The organism is [Clostridium] innocuum, assembly GCA_012317185.1.
In the GTDB taxonomy this organism is placed as follows: domain Bacteria; phylum Bacillota_I; class Bacilli_A; order Erysipelotrichales; family Erysipelotrichaceae; genus Clostridium_AQ; species Clostridium_AQ innocuum.
On record CP048838.1, the window covers coordinates 4,264,686 to 4,285,331 of the forward strand.

Annotated in this window: 14 protein-coding genes and 1 pseudogene; 2 read left to right on the forward strand and 13 right to left on the reverse strand. The window is 37.0% G+C overall.

Translation table 11 applies throughout. The features are described 5' to 3' along the window. Window positions 1–13 precede the first annotated feature (13 nt). From G4D54_20945 to G4D54_20975, 7 genes are all read right to left on the reverse strand, one after another. A complete protein-coding gene (locus G4D54_20945) occupies window positions 14–640 on the reverse strand; it encodes an acetyltransferase (GenBank protein ID QJA04726.1) in 627 nt (208 codons plus the stop codon). Between the two features lie 15 nt (window positions 641–655). Continuing rightward, window positions 656–1,255, reverse strand: coding sequence for a sugar transferase (locus tag G4D54_20950; protein ID QJA04727.1), 600 nt, complete (start codon window positions 1,253–1,255; stop codon window positions 656–658). Beyond that, the gene (locus tag G4D54_20955) at window positions 1,255–2,481 is read right to left on the reverse strand and encodes an aminotransferase class V-fold PLP-dependent enzyme (GenBank protein QJA04728.1); all 1,227 of its coding nucleotides are present in this window, start codon (window positions 2,479–2,481) and stop codon (window positions 1,255–1,257) included. The genes G4D54_20950 and G4D54_20955 overlap by 1 nt, the downstream gene beginning before the upstream one ends. 33 nt (window positions 2,482–2,514) lie before the next feature. Beyond that, a complete protein-coding gene (loaP, locus tag G4D54_20960; protein ID QJA05254.1) occupies window positions 2,515–3,027 on the reverse strand; it encodes an antiterminator LoaP in 513 nt (170 codons plus the stop codon). Window positions 3,028–3,374: 347 nt separating this feature from the next. Beyond that, window positions 3,375–5,270: a polysaccharide biosynthesis protein gene (locus tag G4D54_20965; GenBank protein QJA04729.1), complete on the reverse strand. Its 1,896-nt coding sequence runs from the start codon at window positions 5,268–5,270 to the stop codon at window positions 3,375–3,377. A 317-nt stretch (window positions 5,271–5,587) separates the two neighbouring features. Continuing rightward, window positions 5,588–6,067, reverse strand: coding sequence for a hypothetical protein (locus G4D54_20970; GenBank protein ID QJA04730.1), 480 nt, complete (start codon window positions 6,065–6,067; stop codon window positions 5,588–5,590). After that, on the reverse strand, window positions 6,054–6,638 hold the full coding sequence (locus tag G4D54_20975) for an ImmA/IrrE family metallo-endopeptidase (protein ID QJA05255.1): 585 nt from the start codon (window positions 6,636–6,638) through the stop codon (window positions 6,054–6,056). Before G4D54_20975 ends, G4D54_20970 begins: the two co-directional genes overlap by 14 nt. A gap of 326 nt (window positions 6,639–6,964) precedes the next feature. Here G4D54_20975 and G4D54_20980 point away from each other — a divergent pair, with 326 nt between their 5' ends. Further along, window positions 6,965–10,369, forward strand: a complete 3,405-nt coding sequence (locus G4D54_20980) for an ATP-binding protein (protein ID QJA04731.1) — start codon at window positions 6,965–6,967, stop codon at window positions 10,367–10,369. Here G4D54_20980 and G4D54_20985 read toward each other — a convergent pair whose 3' ends face one another. The 4 genes and pseudogenes from G4D54_20985 to G4D54_21000 form a co-directional block, all read right to left on the reverse strand. Next, window positions 10,370–11,494, reverse strand: coding sequence for a glycosyltransferase (locus G4D54_20985; protein QJA04732.1), 1,125 nt, complete (start codon window positions 11,492–11,494; stop codon window positions 10,370–10,372). A gap of 5 nt (window positions 11,495–11,499) precedes the next feature. Further along, window positions 11,500–12,225, reverse strand: a pseudogene (locus G4D54_20990) (NTP transferase domain-containing protein). Window positions 12,226–12,291: 66 nt separating this feature from the next. Further along, window positions 12,292–13,254, reverse strand: coding sequence for a hypothetical protein (locus G4D54_20995; GenBank protein ID QJA04733.1), 963 nt, complete (start codon window positions 13,252–13,254; stop codon window positions 12,292–12,294). A 12-nt stretch (window positions 13,255–13,266) separates the two neighbouring features. Further along, on the reverse strand, window positions 13,267–14,718 hold the full coding sequence (locus G4D54_21000) for a deoxyguanosinetriphosphate triphosphohydrolase (GenBank protein QJA04734.1): 1,452 nt from the start codon (window positions 14,716–14,718) through the stop codon (window positions 13,267–13,269). Between the two features lie 379 nt (window positions 14,719–15,097). Between G4D54_21000 and G4D54_21005 the strand changes: the two genes are divergently transcribed. After that, the gene (locus G4D54_21005) at window positions 15,098–16,027 is read left to right on the forward strand and encodes a tyrosine-type recombinase/integrase (protein QJA04735.1); all 930 of its coding nucleotides are present in this window, start codon (window positions 15,098–15,100) and stop codon (window positions 16,025–16,027) included. 213 nt (window positions 16,028–16,240) lie between these two features. On the opposite strand, the gene G4D54_21010 is transcribed toward G4D54_21005, so the two are convergent. Together G4D54_21010 and G4D54_21015 are read right to left on the reverse strand one after the other, a co-directional pair. After that, window positions 16,241–19,594: a DEAD/DEAH box helicase gene (locus G4D54_21010; protein ID QJA04736.1), complete on the reverse strand. Its 3,354-nt coding sequence runs from the start codon at window positions 19,592–19,594 to the stop codon at window positions 16,241–16,243. A gap of 431 nt (window positions 19,595–20,025) precedes the next feature. Beyond that, window positions 20,026–20,391, reverse strand: a complete 366-nt coding sequence (locus G4D54_21015) for a sporulation protein (GenBank protein QJA04737.1) — start codon at window positions 20,389–20,391, stop codon at window positions 20,026–20,028. Between the last annotated feature and the right edge of the window lie 255 nt (window positions 20,392–20,646).

Genomic DNA, 20,646 nt, shown 5'->3' on the forward strand with positions numbered 1-20,646 from the left:
ACTTTCTCCAATCTTATTTCATTTGTTTTGCTGGTACTCCTATATAAGTGCCATTTTCAACTATGTCTTTTACAACAACAGAACCAGCACCTATCACCGTCTCTTTAACTATTTCTTTTCCTTGTATGATTTTAGTTCCCGTTCCAATTTCGACACAATCATTTATTCTTACATTACCTGAAATATTCACTCCCGGATAGACTGTTATATAGTCATGAAACTGCACATCGTGCCCTACCGTACAATTCAAATTGATATGATTAAAATTTCCTATTTCTAGATTTGTAGTTAGAATACTACCTTTACAAATGATATTTCCAAAACCTATCGTGACAGTTTTATCTATAATGACATCTTTATCAAATATATTAGGAAATGAAATATTCTTATTAATTTGAAGTCTTTCAACTATTTTTTTTCTGATTCGAGGATTTCCAATGGCTACTACTACATTGGTTTTCTCATTTACATTAAGCAAAAAATCTATTGTGCCTAAAACAGGATAATCATTCACACTTTTATGTTCTAAATCTTCATTATCATCTACAAAACCTTTAACATTCCATTTATCTGAATTTTCAATTAGCCATGCTACTTCTCTGCCAAATCCAGATGCACCTACAATTACAATATTGTTCATATCATCACCTATTAATCATCCTTTAAACTCCTCCATTGTCGAAGAGGTATCGCTACTAATTCCTTCTTTCTTAAAAACCGTTTTCACAGTCATAAATAATATCTTCATATCCAATAAAAAAGAATACTCTTTCGTGTATTCTACATCTTTTTCAAATTTCTCTTCCCAAGAAATTGCATTGCGTCCACTCACTTGCGCAAGTCCAGTTAAACCTGGTCTTACATCATGTCTTTGTTTTTGAAATCCATTATAAAGTGGTAAGTAATGGACCAATAGAGGTCTAGGACCGATAATACTCATATCTCCTTTTAAAATATTAAAGAGCTCTGGAAGTTCATCAAGTGACGTTGAACGAAGTTTCTTTCCAAATGAAGTTAACCTAACTTCATCTGGCAGAAGATTTCCCTCCCCATCAGTTTCACTCGTCATGCTTCGAAACTTGTACATCTTGAATATCTTTTCATCCTTGCCTGGTCTTTTCTGTTTGAATATAACAGGACTTCCCAATTTCACTCTTACAAGTATGGCTACAATCAAGTAAATTGGACTCAACAAGATTATTGCTATTAAGGACAATGTGAAATCAAGAAATCTCTTAAAAAATAATCTGTACATTATTTAAAGCACCCCTTAATGATTTCTATGATTTGGCCTTGCTCTTCTATTGTCATCTTATTATCAGAAGGTAGACATAATCCTCTATCAAAAATATCCATACCTGCATCTAATGTACTGCCTTCGAGATACGCATTCGTACTTGCTCTTCCGATTCCTTCTCTTGTAATGAAAGGATTCATTCTAAACACTGGCTGCATGTGCATCGGTTTCCAAATTGGTCTGCCTTCTGCATTGTATTTTGTCAATTCTTCTAATATCTCTGTTGGACAAGTTTTGCCTGCTTCACTAATAAATAGTGCCTCTTGTTCACTTCTTACCTGTTTACACATTGCTTCCTTATCGATAATTAAACAAGATAACCAGAAGTTTGGCTCACTATTCTCTTCATCATAAGGATTCATTTTTACTGGCAGGCCTTTTAACCCTTTTCTATATCTTTCATAAATAGCCTTTTTCTGTGCGATATGCTCCTCTAAGTGTGGAATTTGTCCTCTTACCACACCTGCAATGACGTTTGACATCCGGTAATTGTATCCCAATTCTTCATGCTGATACCAAGGTGCATTTTCTCTTGATTGTGTAGACCATTTTCTAACTTTCTCAGTCGCTTCTTTATCGTCAGTCAGAAACATCCCACCTGAGGATCCAGTTATGATCTTATTGCCATTAAATGATATTGCATTGTAATTCCCAAATGTTCCTGTCTGTACACCTTTATATCTTGCTCCTAAAGACTCGGCTGCATCTTCTATGATAATGACATTATGCTTTTTACAAACTGCTTTGATTTCATCGATTTTACCTGGGGTTCCATATAGGTGGACCAAGACAACAATTTTTACCTCCGGATATAATTCAAACGCTTTCTCTAAAGCAATCGGATCCATATTCCATGTATCATATTCCGTATCTATAAATACTGGTATCCCACCTTCATAGACTACTGGATTGACAGTAGCACCAAATGTCATATCTGTACAAAACACTTTATCTCCAGGTTTTACTCCAGCTAGTTTAACTGCCATATGTAAAGAGGATGTCCCGGATGCTAAAGCAACAGCATATTTGCATCCTACTTTTTCGCAAATCATTCTTTCTATTTCATTAATGTTTTTACCCACTGTAGACATCCAATTTGTTTTATAGGCTTCTGTAATATATTTTAATTCTTCTCCATGCATAGTGGGGCTTGACAGCCATATTTTATCCTTGAATTTCTCCAAATCTATCCCTCCAAAATAAAAGCAAGTCCCTTTTCAGCACTTGCTTATGATCTCTAATCCGACTTTTGTTGTGGTTTCTTTGTTGAACATGCTGAGTTGAAGATAGGCGACCCGCTTATGCCGATCTATTCTTATGATTTGTCCTTCTTTCCCCTGCAATGGTCCTTCTGTTATAAATATTTGCTCTCCCTGTATGAAGCCTGTAGACATCTCTACAACATGATTTTCTTTTCCAAATGATTTCATGAAAGCAACTTCCTCTTCATTTAAAGGAAATATATCTGCTTTTTTCTTACCGATGACCTTCACGAAATCAGGTATTTTTTTAAGCTCTATATTTAATTGATCAATCTGATCCGTTATCATGAAGATATAACCTTTGAACAGGATATCCTTTACATCATGCCAGTTCCCCATATATTTCTTTTTTCGGATATACTCTGGTATAAAGCAATCCTGTAAAACATCCTTTGAAATCATAGTCCGGCATTTCTCTACGATCTTTCTTTCGTGACCGCTTCTGACCTGTCCAACATACCATTTCATGCTGTTACCTCCAATAGGGTAGGCTTCACCCATCAAACTTCTTTTCAGGTTTGACTTTATAACATCTATGACCATACATTCGTGATGAACGTGACATAGCAACGATCCATCCCTAAGCATTATTTTCAACTTTGAATAACTGTCTATTATCCTTTGTTAAAATGAATTTAGCACTTTGCATTTTAACTAGAAACATAATACTACAAAAGTAACTATATTGCAACCATTCTTAATTCATTTCAGCTCTGAATGACAAACTTATTTTATGAATTCACATGATAATCTGATGATGATTGGCAGATTTTGAAAAAAAAGATATATCAACAAAACGTGATATACCTTTACTATTATTTCATAAAAACGCTTTGATCCTGATCTGTTATGATTAAGCTCAGCAACCTGTTTTTAATATCATTACGATGCTCGACATCATTTAATATTTCTTCAAGTTTGACCAACCTGTCTGTAATATCTTCTTTGGTTATTGCCATGACATTGTTTTTAAATATCAAATTATTTTTTGTTCTTGTTGTTGTTTCTCCATCAAGCTTTAATTCCTCAAACATCTTCTCTCCAGGACGTAACCCAATTTCAACAATATCAATATCCTTATAAGGTTTGAATCCTGACAATCGAATCATTTTTTCAGCTAAATCCAAAATTTTCACTGGTTCTCCCATATCAAGAACAAAGATTTCGCCTTTATCTGCATAGAAACCAGCCTGCAATACAAGCTGCGCTGCTTCAGGAATCGTCATAAAGTAACGTATGATATTTTTATCTGTTATCGTGACAGGACCGCCTTCCGCAATCTGCTGCTTAAAAATTGGGATTACGGAACCATTCGATCCCAAAACATTTCCGAACCGAACGGCAGCCATCTTAGTCACGCCATTATCACCATCTGCTTGCAAAATCATTTCTGTCATTCGTTTTGTTGCCCCCATGACATTGGTTGGATTAACTGCCTTATCCGTACTAATCATAATGAATCTAGATACGTTATTCTTAATACATGCATTAATCACATTATTTGTTCCGAATACATTGTTCTTGATAGCTTCCATAGGACGCGTTTCCATTAACGGAACATGTTTGTGTGCAGCTGCATGAAAGACAACATCCGGATTATATTCCTTAAATATACCATTGATTGCTTTAAACTCTCTTATTGATGCAATTAATGAAATAATTTCAATTGTTTTATTCAATATTCCATGTGTGCGATTTCTATTAAATTCCTGTTCAAGCATATATAAAGAATTCTCATTAATATCAATCATCATCAGCTGCTTCGGTTTAAATTTCACAATTTGTCGGCATAACTCAGATCCTATGGATCCACCGGCTCCCGTTACTACAACAACCTTATCTGTTAAGTAACTTTTGATTTCGTTTTGTTCTAGCTTTATTTCACCCCGACCAAGTAAATCCTCGATGCTTATATCCTGAACCGGATACTTTTTAGGTGAATTCAACTCATTGACAAGTAAATTGTCTCCTTCTTTCATAATTTTGGTTTCCAGCTTTGCAGACTGACACAGGTCATAAATTCTTCTCACTGTATCCTTATCAGCACTCGGCATAGCAATAAATGCAATTTTCACATCATACTTCTGCACAATCTCTGGAATATCGTATGTATCTCCCAAAACTCTATATCCTGATATTTCATTATTGATTTTCTTATCATCCACAAAGCCTATGACACTGACATTGAAATTATCATTTTGCGCCAATTCCTTTACTAGGACATAACCGGCATCACCAGCTCCAATAATGATAGCTTTTTCAGTTTTATTCGTAACCTTATATGTCATTCTTCTATACAATCTATAACAAACTCGTACATTAAACATCAACAAAGCTGTTAAGAGTCCCCCAGTAACTATAACACTAAGAAAAGTTCTATCTAATTCAAATATGATCGCCAAAGCAAACAATACGACAGTAGATAAAACAACAGCCAAACCAATTCTCAAAGTTTCAATAGGCCCGACATACTTCCATAAGCTTTTGTGAATTTTAAACAACATAAAGCAACTCATGTATACTAATAAAACTGAAAGCATTGCCAGCGCAAAGTCCCTTATATAGATTTTTTCAAAATTTGGTATTCTAAATTCTATTTTGATCCAATAAGCCAATAGAAACGATACAAATACGATGCATAAATCAAAAAAACACAGCATCATCTCTCTATGATTCTTATATAGACTGTTGTTAAATATTTTCTCAATCATTACAGCCACTCCTTCATACCTATCCTATTCTACCATACAACTAAATTTAATAAAATCTAATTTTAAAAAACAAAAGTATATATACCTTATTTTTAGCTTATATATCAATAATGAAATGTTATTTGTACCAAAATTTATGATTTTTCAACTATCACATATCTATCATATTTTCATTTGAAGATGACATTGTCTATCGCAGATAGGAACGAAAGTATGTATCTAAGTACTTTTAAAGACCCTTTATATTATCATTATCTTCAAATATACTAAAAAGAGAAACTCGATTCACAAGCTTCTCCATTAATAACCCTAAATTTCTATGATGCTAACGCTTTGAAATCATCTCTTACTTTTTTGTCATAGTCTTGGATATTGCGTATTATTTCAACAAAATATTTTTCTTCATCACGATTAAAGATAAATTCTATGATTTTTGTTGGAATAACCAACAGTGCAGTAATCAAAGATACTGAAGCACTGATGAAAGCAACTAAAGTATTCATATCAAATCCTCTATTTACCATGACTGCAATTGAAATACAATGTGCAAGTACCACAGCTATCAAAACACCTAAAAAAATAAATACAGAAACTTTCTTACACCTAGTTTTGAATGAAAGAGATTTTGTAAAATAATCCCTATATTCGATAAGTATCTTTGTATACTCTTCATTTCTTTCTTTGATATTCTTGCGATCTTCTTTTCTTCTATCAAATTCATAGGGATCAACTTCATTATTCCGCAAATCCGAAGGTTTTTTTAGTAAATCCCAAATCGTTTTTTCATTTGATTCCATCCTCTAACCCCAATTCCCCGATTCTTCTTAATATAGCAGTTTCAGAAACATCAAAAATATCCGATAATTCATTAACAATCATTTCTTTTTTGTATCCTAAAAGTGAAAAAAATCTATATTTATCAGTAAAAATATCTTTTGGCATTAATAAAGCAGCAGCAAATCTGTTTACTCTTATTTCCGTTTCACTAGTAAGCCTTTCCTTATCCAAACTATATTCATCCGCAAAATCTGACTTCCCATCATAATCAAATATGTAATGTCCTAACTCATGAGCCATTGTAAAACGCTGGTGTCCACGATTTTCATATGCATTAATTAACATAATTCTTTTACACCCTCGTGCCTCTATTAAGGAATCACTGACCCCAATAACGCCAGAAATATTCGCTGATAGATTTTCTTTATATATCTTAAATCCCACTTTATCAAGAATATGCGCAATTGGTGTCGGATAATCCATCAATTCAAACTGATGGCGTACTTCACCAGCAATTCTTTCAATTTCATTCGAATCAGAAAAGTCTTTAAAATAATTATTTTCTTGTCTTAATTTGTCAAATACACACATAGCTCTGTGCTCTCTTTTCTTTTCCAATGTTTAACACCTCAAACTTATATTACAAAATTATTCCTATTTTTTTTGTCAAAATAAGGTATAGAAACATGGTCTTTAACAGAGACAATTCACCCCTTCCCTTTAAATATCTAAATTTTACACCATTAATTCAAAAACAACAACCTAAAACAACACAAATCTCAATAAAATTCAACCATAAATTTTATCAATCATTACTGTATTCTGTTCATATTCATACTCTCATAAATTCTTATCAATAAAGGATAATATAGGATTATCCTTAAAAAGAGTAAGACGAAAGCTATATAAGGAGCTGTATGAAATTCATAGAAGATAAAGTATGGACAGAAATTCTAAATTATTTTTATAAGAAACAATATGGTAGCATAAAGGGAAATATTAAAGGTGTTCAGTTTGAAGCGTTGGTTGCATTTTTGCTTAAACTGTTATTTAATCAATATGAAATTGAATTTCATCCTACGAAGGCCTCGCATGATGGTAGTAAAGATTTTTGGGCAATTGATGATCTGCAAGAGCTTTGGTGGGCGGAATGTAAAAACTATACACAAAATATTGCATTGAAAGAATTAGCTCCAACACTGGTTATGGCTGAACTAAATGATGTACAGCATTTGCTTTTCTTTAGTTATTCAAACCTTAATAAAAATCTCAAGCGTCATATAGGACGATATGCATTTGAACACAAAAAAGAAGTTTTCATTTATGAGAATGAAACAATAGAGGAACTCCTATTCACAAATTATAAAGAAATGCTTTCAGATTTTCTGGGTCAACAGATTAAAGCAGATTTTCATCACTCCGTAGAAATAGATTTTTATAATGAAAAAAATCCAAAACTGATAGATAAGAAACGATTTAACGGGTATTATGAAATCATGGATTTAGCTGTGGGTGAAGTGTATAATTTGAATGTTATCGCAGAAAATAAGCATAAATTCAATTCCTGTACTATTAAAATAACCATTGATGAATCAGAAGATAATTATTATTTTGAGTTTCTATCACAGGACAAGGCTTTACGTAATAAGATAATGCGTACTATTGAATTAAAACCTAATCAAATCGTATTATGTAAATTTAAAGTACGTTTAATAAAATATAGGGAAAGGCTAAAGCTTCCACGCTTATGTACGGAAGTATGCCTGAACGGTGTGCAGGAAGCAAAAGCAAAAGCTGATTCTGTGGCATATCCTTGTGAATGGAATAGAAACAATGTCCTTATAGGGAAGCATTATGAGGATCTCATAAATATATTTACACATGAGTGTATAAATAATTCCCCAATGTCCGGATTTCTGGTATATGGTGGCGGTGGTACCGGAAAAACAAGAATATTACAGGAATGCGATGCAGTTTTAACAAAAAATGATTATCATATCCTAAATTTTATAGGCTTTGATAAAAATAGTTCTTGGAAGGATGTTGTGCGTGAAATCACCTATAGCGCTTTTGCGATTTCGGAAGACCTTGCATTTCATCTCATGTGTGAAACCGACGATATCGTTATACCGAGTCTTGATGATAATATCAAAGAAGAAATTGTAGCATTTTTTAAATTATTAAATAAGAAAGAATTCGCATTTGAAGAATTGCATCGGTATCTTAAAATAATCTTTGGAAAATTATCACAGGGCAGATATGCTGTAATCATTGATAATATGCAATCTTATGCGGTAGAAATTATTGATTTCTTCAAAGAAATGATACAGTATATGCTCCAACATCAGCAATCCTCACATATTGTCTTACTTATCTCTATCAATACGAGTCTTGTATTTGATGATCGATACCTTGATTTTATCGGGGAATTTAGCAGAATTGATTTTCTCTGCAGGAAAATTGATGGATTTCAAAATGAAAAACAGGCCATCGCATATTTAAAAACTATTTTGAGCTTGGATGATTATCCTTTAAATCTTCCTGTATTAAGAAAGATTCTTGCCAGTACGTCGTTAAAGCCAAAATATATCCAGCAGCTTGCCAATCACTTAATCATATCAGATTGCATAGAATTTAAAAATCAGCATGGAATTATCAACAAATCGAAGGAACTGGAAGCGAGTTTACGATCTATTCCAGATGATTATGAAAGATTATTCAGTTCGAGTTATCATATGATATTGGATAAATATGTACAATGGAAGTCAGATATCTATGATTTTATTTCCTTACTTCATCTTTTTTCCACAATGGATGAATCATTATTAGATATATTAAATGTAGACAGAAAGATTGTTCAGGCCTTAGTCAGGCACGGGGTCATTAAAAATGAAGGTGATCATAGGAACAAATGCTATGCATTTGAACACGATCTAATTGAATCCTGTTTAAGTACGGATATCTATCCAGATCTGCTGAAAAATGCGATGAAATATTTAGAGTCCTATCAAGACCTTTTTCATACGATTCTAAGAGATAAACAGGTTCCTATTCTGCTTTATAAGCTTTCTCATCGTATGTATGCAGGCAGTGAGCTTATAACTATAAACAAACATAAAGTACTTTATACTATACCAAATAAATTTATATTTAATTTTCATACGTATTTGCTCGATAATTTCATAAATAAAAAAGATGAAATGGAATTGAATGTGTTTATTAAGGAAGTGTCTGAATGCTGTAAATATGTTAGAGATCATATCAGTGAGTTAAGTGCAGAATATTTATTCGATAAAGCCTTTTCACATGTGTTTGATATAGTTTCAAATGAAAAAAACATTCTCCGTGAGCAATTCTCATTCATCATACATTATTGTGAAAATAAAAACAGATTGGCAAAAGCCGATTTATCTAGAAAAATTTACACTTTATATTATGAAAGATTGGAAGCTTGTGTATTAAATCATCGCGATATGGAAAGAGAAATTGAATATGCCAAAGCTTATCTTGAAAATCGAATTTTTGTATGTGGCAGACTGGAGGGTGCTTCATTGAAATATGTTTCCAATCTCAATAATTCAATGATGACAGCAATCGCATGGCAGTTTCATGATATATTATTAGAAGACTGTTTTGATGCTGCTAATTTATTTTTTATGAATAATGAAGATCTGAAACGAGGAATAGAATTATTGAAATGGGGCTTCAGAAGCTTTGAGTTATTGCCTGCTCATACAGCAGCGAAGTTTAAAGTTAACTATTATTCGAAGCTTATTCTCTATCAATTGATTACGCAGCAATTTGAGGATGCCATCAAAACAGCGAATGAAGCATTGTCCTATATAAAAGATAACGAAATCATCAATTATCATATTTTCTTTAAGTGTCGTTATCTGAAATATAAATTGATAGCTCTGTTATTGATTGGAGACTGTTCAGATATACTTGACAGCACCTTCGAGCAGTATGAAACAAATTTAAGTATTACACATACAGATAAATCAGATGACTGGCTATTTCTTCAGGCTAAGTATGCATTTTTAAATAATAACAGAGATAACTTTGAATCAATATTTCAAAGGCTGTATACTTCAATGGATTACGCTTCAAGTAATGTGAACATGCTGGAGGAGCTCGCATTAAAATATAAATTATTGTTTCCTGAAAAAATATTTTCAGAAATCGATGACAGAGCGAAGTCTTTATCATTAGTAAATAAGCTGCTCTATATGACCCCAAACGAAATCAAAGCATTCAATGCTGACTATATAAGCAAGGCAGTGATAGTCAGCATTGATAAAAAGGATGGATTTTACATGTGATTAACAGGAGCGGTCAATAATTGAAGACAGTGGTAAGAGGTTTCCATGAGAATCTAATACCAAATCATCTTTTATGTCTCGCATATGATACCAAATCAGATTATCTTGAAGGGAAGGAAAATAATCCACGAAATAAATAATTGGGACGTTGACATTCATGAATGAGTAAGGTATTTCATCATAGATTTGTATAGGAGTAGAATAATGTGGTGTATTTTGCGGATACGTATGGATATCACAATATTCAATATCTGCTATTTTTCTTAGCTGTGAGGCATACCATTCAAACTCCCATAAAGATGATAGATTGATGAAATAATACATGGGCTTTAGTTTAAAGATTGATTTTAAATATTTAAAGGATCTCATTATGCTTGAATCGATGGTGGGTGATAGAGTTTTGTAATTTTTAGCCCAAAACATGCTAGTGGAATCACTGCGTAAATGAGAGAAACTGGCACTTTTTCCATTTTTGAATGAGCTGCTACCTCTATGATATGCAATAGAATCAGCAATAACCCAGTTTTCTAAACCTAAGTTTCCAATCTTGAGTCCTATATCACAATCACTGCAACAATACGGCATATCCAAATCCATGCCTCCTACTTCAAGATATGTTTCTTTTCGTAGCATTAATGTTGCACTTGTTGTGGAGGAGACCTTTCTATCTTCCATCGCTAAAGGATGGTTGAATTTTAGACCTCTTAGCGGATGGACAATACGGTATTTTGAGTATTCTATTCCAAAATCGATAATCCTGTTATTTATAGGGTTCAATAGTTTTGAGCTCACTGATCCAATATTATCATTGGATAATAGCTTTTTTAAAAGAGGAGTATACCAATCATGATAACTGAAAATATCCTGATCACATAAGGTAATTATGTCACCATGTGATGCCTCAACACCTAGATTTGCTGTTTTTGAATACAGCATTGATTTATCATATTTAATATATGTAAATCGCTTTGGTAAATCTACTTTTAATTCATTCAGGTTATTATTATTTCCAACTATAATGATTTCTACTTCATTAGGAATGATTTTATCCAAAAGCTGTGTTGTGTAATATAGCATTTCTTTGTTTCTATGATAAGGCATAATAATACTTTGCTTTGGCTCCATGATTGTTATTCTCCTCTCTTCCCTGTATTTAAATAGTTTTCTGCTGCTTTTACATCTTCCAGAGTGTTAATATTAAAGTTGGCATCGCCAGATTGTTCGATTCGACATTTAAGACCAGTATCTATAGCTAACTGAATCCAATTGCCCATTTCATATTCCCCACGCTGTTGATTCGGTTTCAGTTCTGTCAATATACTTAACATACTCTATCTCATCAAACATAAGCCGGTGCCTTTCCATTTGTTAAAAACCTCAATCGGCTTTTCAATTAAGCAAGTAACCAGGTTATTAGAATTCAGCGACAGTGTATAAGCCTTTTGTATATTTTCGATTGTATCTTCTGTTACGCCACATAAACAGTCTGTATCTGAATGTTTGAATTTTTCCATCATAGACATGATTCTGGGATGCACTGTAATTTCATCACTTAAACACATCATGAAATCACTATTTATGTAAGGTGCTGCTAATAATATGGCGTGTGCTATTCCTAATTGAGGTTCTTGATAAACATATGTTATTTTTATGCCTTGATAAGATTCACCCATATATTTCATAATATACTCAGCGTTATGACCAACAATGATTATTAGTTCGTCAAAATACTGTGGTAATACCAATTCAAGGCTATAGTTTATTAAGGGTATATTATTTATGGGCGCAAAGCATTTATTTGTTATCTTCATATCCAATCGGTGACCTTTACCTGCTGCCAGCAAAACGAATTTCATATAATTTTCTCCTCGTTTAATTTTCATCAAATGAAGGATAATCCTATATTATCCTTTATAGTTTCCTTATTCAAATAATGCAATCAATGCATCATATAATTCCTCCGGCGTTTGAACCGGTTTACTCACCTTCTGTTTATCCACCTGGAAATCCAGTGTGTCGATAAATCTGATTTCATTTTGATACAGATAATCAAAGCCGATCTGTAAAACTGCTGCATGGCTTCGCTTCTTTAAATAGGACGCACAGTCTGCATCTATAATAATAATCTGTTTGTTTTTCACCATATTGAGCCGCTTTAGTAAATGCGGATCCGAAAACAGCCCCAAGCCGAACAGCACAATAGAGTCCGCTTCCAGAATATCTTTTTCAAACTGTTCCAATATGTCCGGATCTACTTTATGCTCCTTGTTTTCAGGTGAACTGCATATAATTTCCGATGCTTCATAATCTCCATGCAGTGCTACTATCTTCATATCAATGGTGATTCCACTGTCCTTGATATCGAAAAACTCATTTGTAATCTTATCATAGTTCGTCGTATAGCAAGTAACTCTTTCATACCCTGTCTCCTGCATTTCACGAAACAGACAGCCGGAGAAGCAACTCATTTTATGAAAAGAGTTTTTATCCGTATGCTTTAATTTTGATATTGTCCGCATCGTTTTCGGTACACTGGTCTTTTCATTATCAATAATCAAATTCTGCATATTTGTTTTTATTTTATCTGAAACAGCCTTTTCCAGCTGCTCCAGTATCTCTTCTGCTTCCACCTTGGAACAAAGATTCGCCAGCCTTGATAAAAGGAACTCTCCATTCACATTTGCATCCGCTATCTTTATGTCATCCAGCAGATGGCAATACTCATTCAACAGCCCTTTTGTCTCCTTATACCATTTCATACTAATCCATTTATTGGGGCACGCATCAAAGAGCTTTTCCATAATCTCTTCTTTATACAATGGATTATTCAAATACGCACTAAAGAAGCAATTGAACCCGTTGCCTATAATGAACACACTTTTCATTCTGCTTCCCCCTTAATCTATCGCATCCAGCTCATGATATAATGTTTTTGCATACGTATCTGTCATTCCACTTAAAAAATCAGTGACCAGTAACAGCCGTAAATATAATGCGTCACGCTCCTTATACTCACCTTCCAGCTTGGAAGCTTCCTTGCGGTAATTTGCGACGTGATTTGAGGAAAGCAGACTTGTAACCTTCTTATCTATTTTCTGCTGCTTGAAGCCTGCGTTTTTACAATCAAAATATATAATAGCAGGAACAAATTTATCCAACAGCGAGTTCAGGAGCTTATGAGCAGAGATTTCCAGCTTCATAATGCTTGTATGTGTAAACGCATAATCCTTTGCTGTTTCCTTTAAAATTTCCAATGTCTTCTCATGATAGGTATCCTCCAGCAGCTCCTTGTGATATTCTCCCTTCATAATGGCCGTATAATTGATACTGAACGAATAGGCCGCACACCACATCAGCCAACCTTTTATGTATTGCAGCCAGTTTTGGACAGCATACATTTCTGCATCCTTCACAGAGCTGCATAATTCCAATCCTTTAACATAAAGCTCCGTCAGCTTCTGCTGTGCTTCCTTTACATAATAATATTTATCATTTTTATCATATTTCTGTATTTTATCTGCGATTTTCTTCCTTAACTGATGGTAGCTGAACAACCCTTTCTTAAAGGAATCCTCTACATCTGCCACGCCGTAGGATATATCATCAGCAGCTTCCAGTAAAAACGTTAACGGATGACGTACATAGCTTCCAACAGCCAAAGTTCCGGTCTTCCTGCATATTCTTTGTACCAATTCCTCATCAGCCTGAAAGAACCCCATTTTATGATATTGGATATTTTCTGCTTTATCATCGATATCTTTGGAACAGCACGGATATTTAATCAATGTGTTAATAACTGCAGCTGTAAGATTCATGCCAAATTCACTATCCGAGAACGGCAGCTTTAGTATGGAACGAAGTGCCTGCGCATTCCCTTCAAAATTCTCAAGATCCATTCGCTGCTGTTTACTCAACAGGCTGTATACAGATTCTTCTCCATACATAAGCTCTTTCAAGTGATTTCGAAACCAGTCTCTTATTATCGTTTCGCCAAAATGACCAAACGGCGGATTCCCAATATCATGCAGAAGACCTGCACAGAACAGAATGTCCGGCATTGATTCTGTTTCATGCATAGAAACCCTGTTGTATTTTTTCAAACGCTTTCGTGTCAAATTTGCCAGCTGCTTGGCTGTAAATGCCGTTTCCAAAGAATGTGTGAGTCGAGTTCTTACAAAATCATTTTTGTCCAATGGAAAAACTTGTGTCTTATCCTGAAGTCTTCGAAAAGCTGCGCTCTGGATAACCGTTTGCTGATCCTTTTCAAATTCGTCCCGTAATTCCTTATCAAATTCTTCCAATGGAATCGCCGCCAGACGTTCATCTGATAACAATGCTTCCCAATTCATATTGCCTCGCTTTCCCTGATACTGTCTTTGAAAAGAGAATACGACAAAAAGCCCCCGTATTTTCCCCACTCTTTTTCTTTATTATACAATAGAAACAGCTAACCATGTAAAATTTCTCGTACTTTTTTATGTTTTTTTCTATTATTGCTACCTATCGTTTTACAAATCTTATAATTCATGGAATTCATTCAGCAAATATCACTGAGAATCAACATCCATCAGCTTCCTTTCGCAAACCATTCAGCTTTTTAAATCCTTCCTCACTTCTTATCCTCTTACATTTCTCCGTCAATAAATTTCATAATTTACAGTATTTTCCATTCAATATATATTTACATATTTTACCATATAAACTAGCATAAACCTTGAGGTGAAAAACATGAACTATATCTTAACCAAAGAAATTGTAGACCGGTATCTGCAGGAATGCAGTATCGCAAAAGAGCTGAACTCCCACACACTGAAGGCCTATCAGATCGATCTGAAGCAGTTTTTATGTTTCATGGAACCCTATGCATACGATGTACAAAAGGAATCTCTGCATGCCTATATTCTGCATCTGCACAAGACATATCAGAAACCAAAAACTATAAAACGCAAGATTGCCAGCATCAATGCCCTGTTCTCCTATCTTGTTTTTCATGATCTGATGGAAATCAATCCCATGAGCCGTCTGCGCACCTCCTTTCGGGAACCCCGGCTGCTGCCCAGAACCATACCGTACACACACCTTTCCTCCATCTTCAACCGCATTTATGATGAGATGAAGAACTGCAAGACCAGCTACCAGCGCAAGGTATGTGTCCGCAATGCCGCCGTCATGGAGCTTCTCTTTTCCACCGGCATGAGAGTCTCCGAGCTCTGCCATGTCAGGGATGAAGAAATCAACCTGCGTGAGCAGTATGTCCGCATTTATGGAAAAGGATCAAAGGAGCGCATCCTGCAAATCGGCAATCCGGACGTGTTGAAAATTCTCTATTCCTACCGCTCCATGTTTCAAAAAGAAATCGAAACCAGCGGCTTCTTCTTCATCAACAAGCTCGGCAACCCGCTCTCCGAGCAATCTGTGCGCCTGTTGATTGCCCGCTATGAGAAAGCACTGAAAATCCCCCAGCATCTGACGCCCCATATGTTTCGCCATACCTTCGCTACACAGCTGTTGGAGGAAGACGTGGACATCCGCTACATTCAGCATATCCTTGGACACAGCTCCATCACTACCACGCAGATCTACACCCACATCAGCTCCAACAAGCAAAAAGAAATCCTGTACCATAAAAATCCAAGAAATTTCATAAACCAGAGCTGATTGCACATATACTGCATCCCGCCTCTTGTCTAATTCAAATCCGAACAGCAAAAAAGAGAATTCAGAGATACTTTGCGTACATGAATTCCCTTTTTCTATATAATTGGCATTGTATTAAAGCATTCCGAAAATCTCCATCTCTTACAGGAAACTTTCTGATCAACGAGAGTGAAGACTTCCCTTCATCTTTGGTTATACACTGGCTTTCCCCGTTCAGCCATTCACCTTCAGCAGCTCCAGAATCTGATCCTTATCCATCCTCATGATATTCGTCTCATTCTCTTCCACGAAAATATCCGCAAGCTCCTTTTTCATCTGCTGTAAATGCTGAATACGCTCCTCCACGGTATTGCGCATAATCAGCTTATACACCTGCACGCGGGAATTCTGACCGATGCGATATGCCCGATCACTTGCCTGATTCTCCGCTGAAACATTCCACCAGGGATCATAATGAATCACTGCCTCCGCAGCTGTCAGATTGATACCGGTACCCCCGGACTTCAGTGAAATAAGGAACACCTTCTTTTCCTTATCCTGAAACTTCTGCACAAGCTCCCGTCGCTCCTCCTTACCGGTACTTCCATCCATTCGGAAATACGGTATATGCAGATGCTGGAGCTCAACCTGAATCAAATCCAGCATGGAGGTAAAATTGGAAAACAGCAGCACGGACTTATCATTCTCCACAAGAGAGCTCACCAGCTCCATGCAGGCCTTCAGCTTACTGGAAGGCTGCGATACCTCCTCATACACAAGACGCGGGTCACAGCAAATCTGCCGTAAGCGCATCAGCATTCCCAAAACCTGGAACCGATTGGTCTTCACCAGATCAAGCTCCTGCTGCAGCTCTTTGTTGACCTGTGCAAGATTCGCCATATACATTGTTTCCTCTGCCTCATCAAAGGCGATACTGAGCGTTGTCTCCGTCTTTTCAGGCAGCTCACTCAGCACCTCCTTCTTCACTCTTCGCAGAATGAACGGCTGTACCATTTTCTTCAGCTGCTCCTGCTTCTCCTTATGCTTTCCAAGAACGATATCCTTCTCGAAATGATGGGAGAAATAGCGGTAATCAAACAGGTAGCCCGGCATCAGAAAGTCAAAAATACTCCACAGCTCAGCCAGTGAATTTTCAATAGGTGTACCTGTCAGAGCCAGTGCATGATGGCTCTTCAGACGCTTCGTGCTCGTCGCATTCATCGTCCGCTGGTTTTTGATATACTGTGCCTCATCCAGAATCTTATAGAAGAACGTCCGGCTTTCATAATAGCCGATATCCCTCTTCAGATAATCATAGGAGGTAATCAGCAGATCCATATCCATACTGCTGCGGATCAGCTCCTCCCGCTTTGCCTGAGAGCCTGTGATACAGCAAACCCTTAAATCACTTGCAAATTTACGCACCTCATCCTCCCAGTTATACAGCACACTGCTCGGCACAACGACAATGCTGGTGCGGCCTGCCTGCTTTTCGCTTTCCAGAAAGGCAATGACCTGCAACGTTTTTCCAAGACCCATATCATCCGCCAGAATACCTCCGAAGCCATACTGGTGCATCAGCTTCAGCCAGCGAAAGCCATCCTTCTGATAATCACGTAAAAGCTCATTATAGCGCTGTGGTATTTCAATATCCTGTGTACTGATCTGCTGAAAGGAGTTCAGTATATTCTGTAAGACATCCTCTTTATGGAAGGCAATGGAGTCACTTCCCTTTGTGAATGCATCCAGCATGAACAGACGATATCCCGGCAGCTGTATGCAGTTCTGCTGCAGCTGTTCATCCTCGATATGAAACTCCTGCATCATCGTATCCAGTTCCTCCAGCTGATCACTCTTCAGATTCAGCAGCTTCCCGTTTTTCAACCGATAAAAATGCTTTTTCCTACGGTAGGCGCGCAGCACATCCAGCAGCTCCTCCTTATGAATATCGCGGCTGTGTAAATCGATTTCCAGAAGGTTACCCGCAAGGCGAAGCCCTGCATGCAGATTAACCACATGCTTCTTATTCATATTCTTCAATACATCACTGACAAAAATCTCACAATATCCCGACAGAAACGGAAGGCCGTCCCGCATGAACTCCAGCAGGGTTTCACTCACATCATGAAACAGCGCACAATGCTCCTTCGGCTGTATGATATCCGCATACTGCCTTATGAAATTTTCAACGATCTCCTGGCGCAGCGGCAGATATTCCTGCTCATCCTGAAAGCCCGGTATCCGTTCATCCTCATACAGAACATCCAGCTGAAAATACACCCTTCCCAGCTCATCAATATCCCCATACAGCTCCAGTCCGATCGGCTCCAGCGTATAGGCATACTTCGCGATTCCATACATATTCGCATAATCACGGATTTCACTTAGAACATATTTATAGAAATCCGCAAACTGCTCATTGCGCACATACAGCTGCTGCTCACTCAGGGAATCGATCAGCTCCAAACACTTCCCCTGTTCATCAAAGCGATAGCGGTACAGCGTATCATCCTGCATGCGGTACAAGTGATGCCGTCCCCGAATACCGCTTTTCAGCAGCGACCAGTTGCGGAAGGTAAGCAGTACAAAATCCTCCTCACTCTTTACGCGGATGTCCAGCAGCTGTCGTTTATCCTTCATCTGAATGTTGCGATAGCGCTGTGGAAGGCGCCCCAGCAGCTCATAAAACTCATCCATATACAGCGGAGGAATTTCCATAACACTCGGATTGGATACCAGCGTCTTTCCCTCATAAAAGCAGTTTTTCAGAAAGCGGATCAGATCCTGGCTGTCTTCATCAAAGCGGTTTATCGAATGGGTGAACGCCAGAGACATACCATATTGTGCGTAGGTCTGCTGGGCAAGACGCTCAAAGAAATCCGCAAGACTGCTGATGGTATACCATTTCCGGTCTCCGATTTTCAGTGCGATATACATATGCTGCTGGTCAGTGACCTCAGCTTCCACAAACAGATGCACCTTTTCCACATGCTCACGGTTTTGCAGCTCCTGATAATAGACCTTGCTCTCCTGCAGAATATGACTGGAGGTCGCAAACTGCTTCATCAGCTCTCTGCGGCGGGTATTCTCCTTCACCATCGCCTCGATGTTCTGATGCTCCTTCAAAATTTCCATCTGCAATCTGCCCTTTTTTACAGGTACTGCTTCCTTTTCTGCAGAAATCCTCTGCTTCTCTTTCTTAACAGGTGACGGACTCTGCTGAAGTAACGGAAGTTGTGCAGCTGGCTGTACGGCGATTTCTTCCTCTTTCCGTTCATAGGAATATGGAAACTTCTCCGGCTGCAGATCATGAATCTGATACAGTACGGCAAGCAGATGCTCACATATTTTTGTTCGCTTGCAGCTGCAGAAATAATAATCCACATCACTCTCCGCATTTAATGTAAACTGCAGTGTCGCATAAAACTTGCCACTCAATGTTTCCATCCGTGCCTCTACGTGGTACTCACTCTGCGTTTTTGCTATATATATTTTTTTGATCAGGTTTTCTTGTTGAACCTTTCTGGCCTTGATCAGCTTTGTTTCACTTTTTGTCTGTCGCTTAATATCATCTACCGTTAATCTCACAGCTTCATCCCTTTACTCCTGCTTTTCCTATCTTTACAAATATGCAGGGTATCCTTTCTATTCCGAATACAAAAAAGCATCCAATACGTCATGTTACGTATTGCACACTTTTCCTCGCGTTTCTTCTTATATGATACCTGCAAATCCAAATAAGTCAAGCCGCTTTTCCTTTATTTTCTAAATCCGTCAGGAAAAACAGATACGATTCACCAAAGTAGCATGCGCGGTTAGGCGCTGATCGCTGAAACAACAGCAGTCTATGACAGCCTGTAAACTCTATATGCTATCAAGCAATGGTATCTCTATCAGCCTATATCTGTGTTTCAAAGCGGTGAGGCATTACGAAAACAGCTTACTGTACATTCTGAACTTCTCTGTAATAAGGCATCCCCGCACTGCAGCCATACATTCTGCCAGTAGCACAAAGCAGGCTACATATGCCGAACCCGCAGGACATCCACAACCATCATAATAAATTCCCGGTTGGTCGGCTTACCTTTATTCTTACTGATCGTATTACGGAACACGGAATACAGAAAGTCCACATCCCCGCGATCCAGCGTTGCCTCTACGGCATTGCGGATACTGCGCTCCACACAGGAAGGCGTTGTATCATAAGCCTCAGCTATCGTTGCATATAGGCCATTCATCATATTCTTTAATAGCTCCGGATGATCATAAACTTCCAGGATAGCGCTGCGCAGATAATAGTGCCCTTTGATGTGTGCGGGTGTTCCCATGTCATGCAAAAGATTTGTAACCTCTTCGTATAATTCCTTTGTCAATGTATCCATCATAAAATTCCCTCCATCCATTTCTCTGATTCCACACACTAACAATAATTTAAATATGTCCAGAAGTAAACCGATGTCGTTATCTGTCGAAATTTATAATTTATAAAAGCGTTTGTATTTACAGGCCATTGCAGTCTTATCAGGGTATCCCGTATCGTCTGGTGTATTTCTATGATGATCCTTATGCCAACAGTAACAGGTGTTCACAATTCCCTGCCGCATATAAAAAAATGAAGGGTTCATAACGAATCCTTCGAG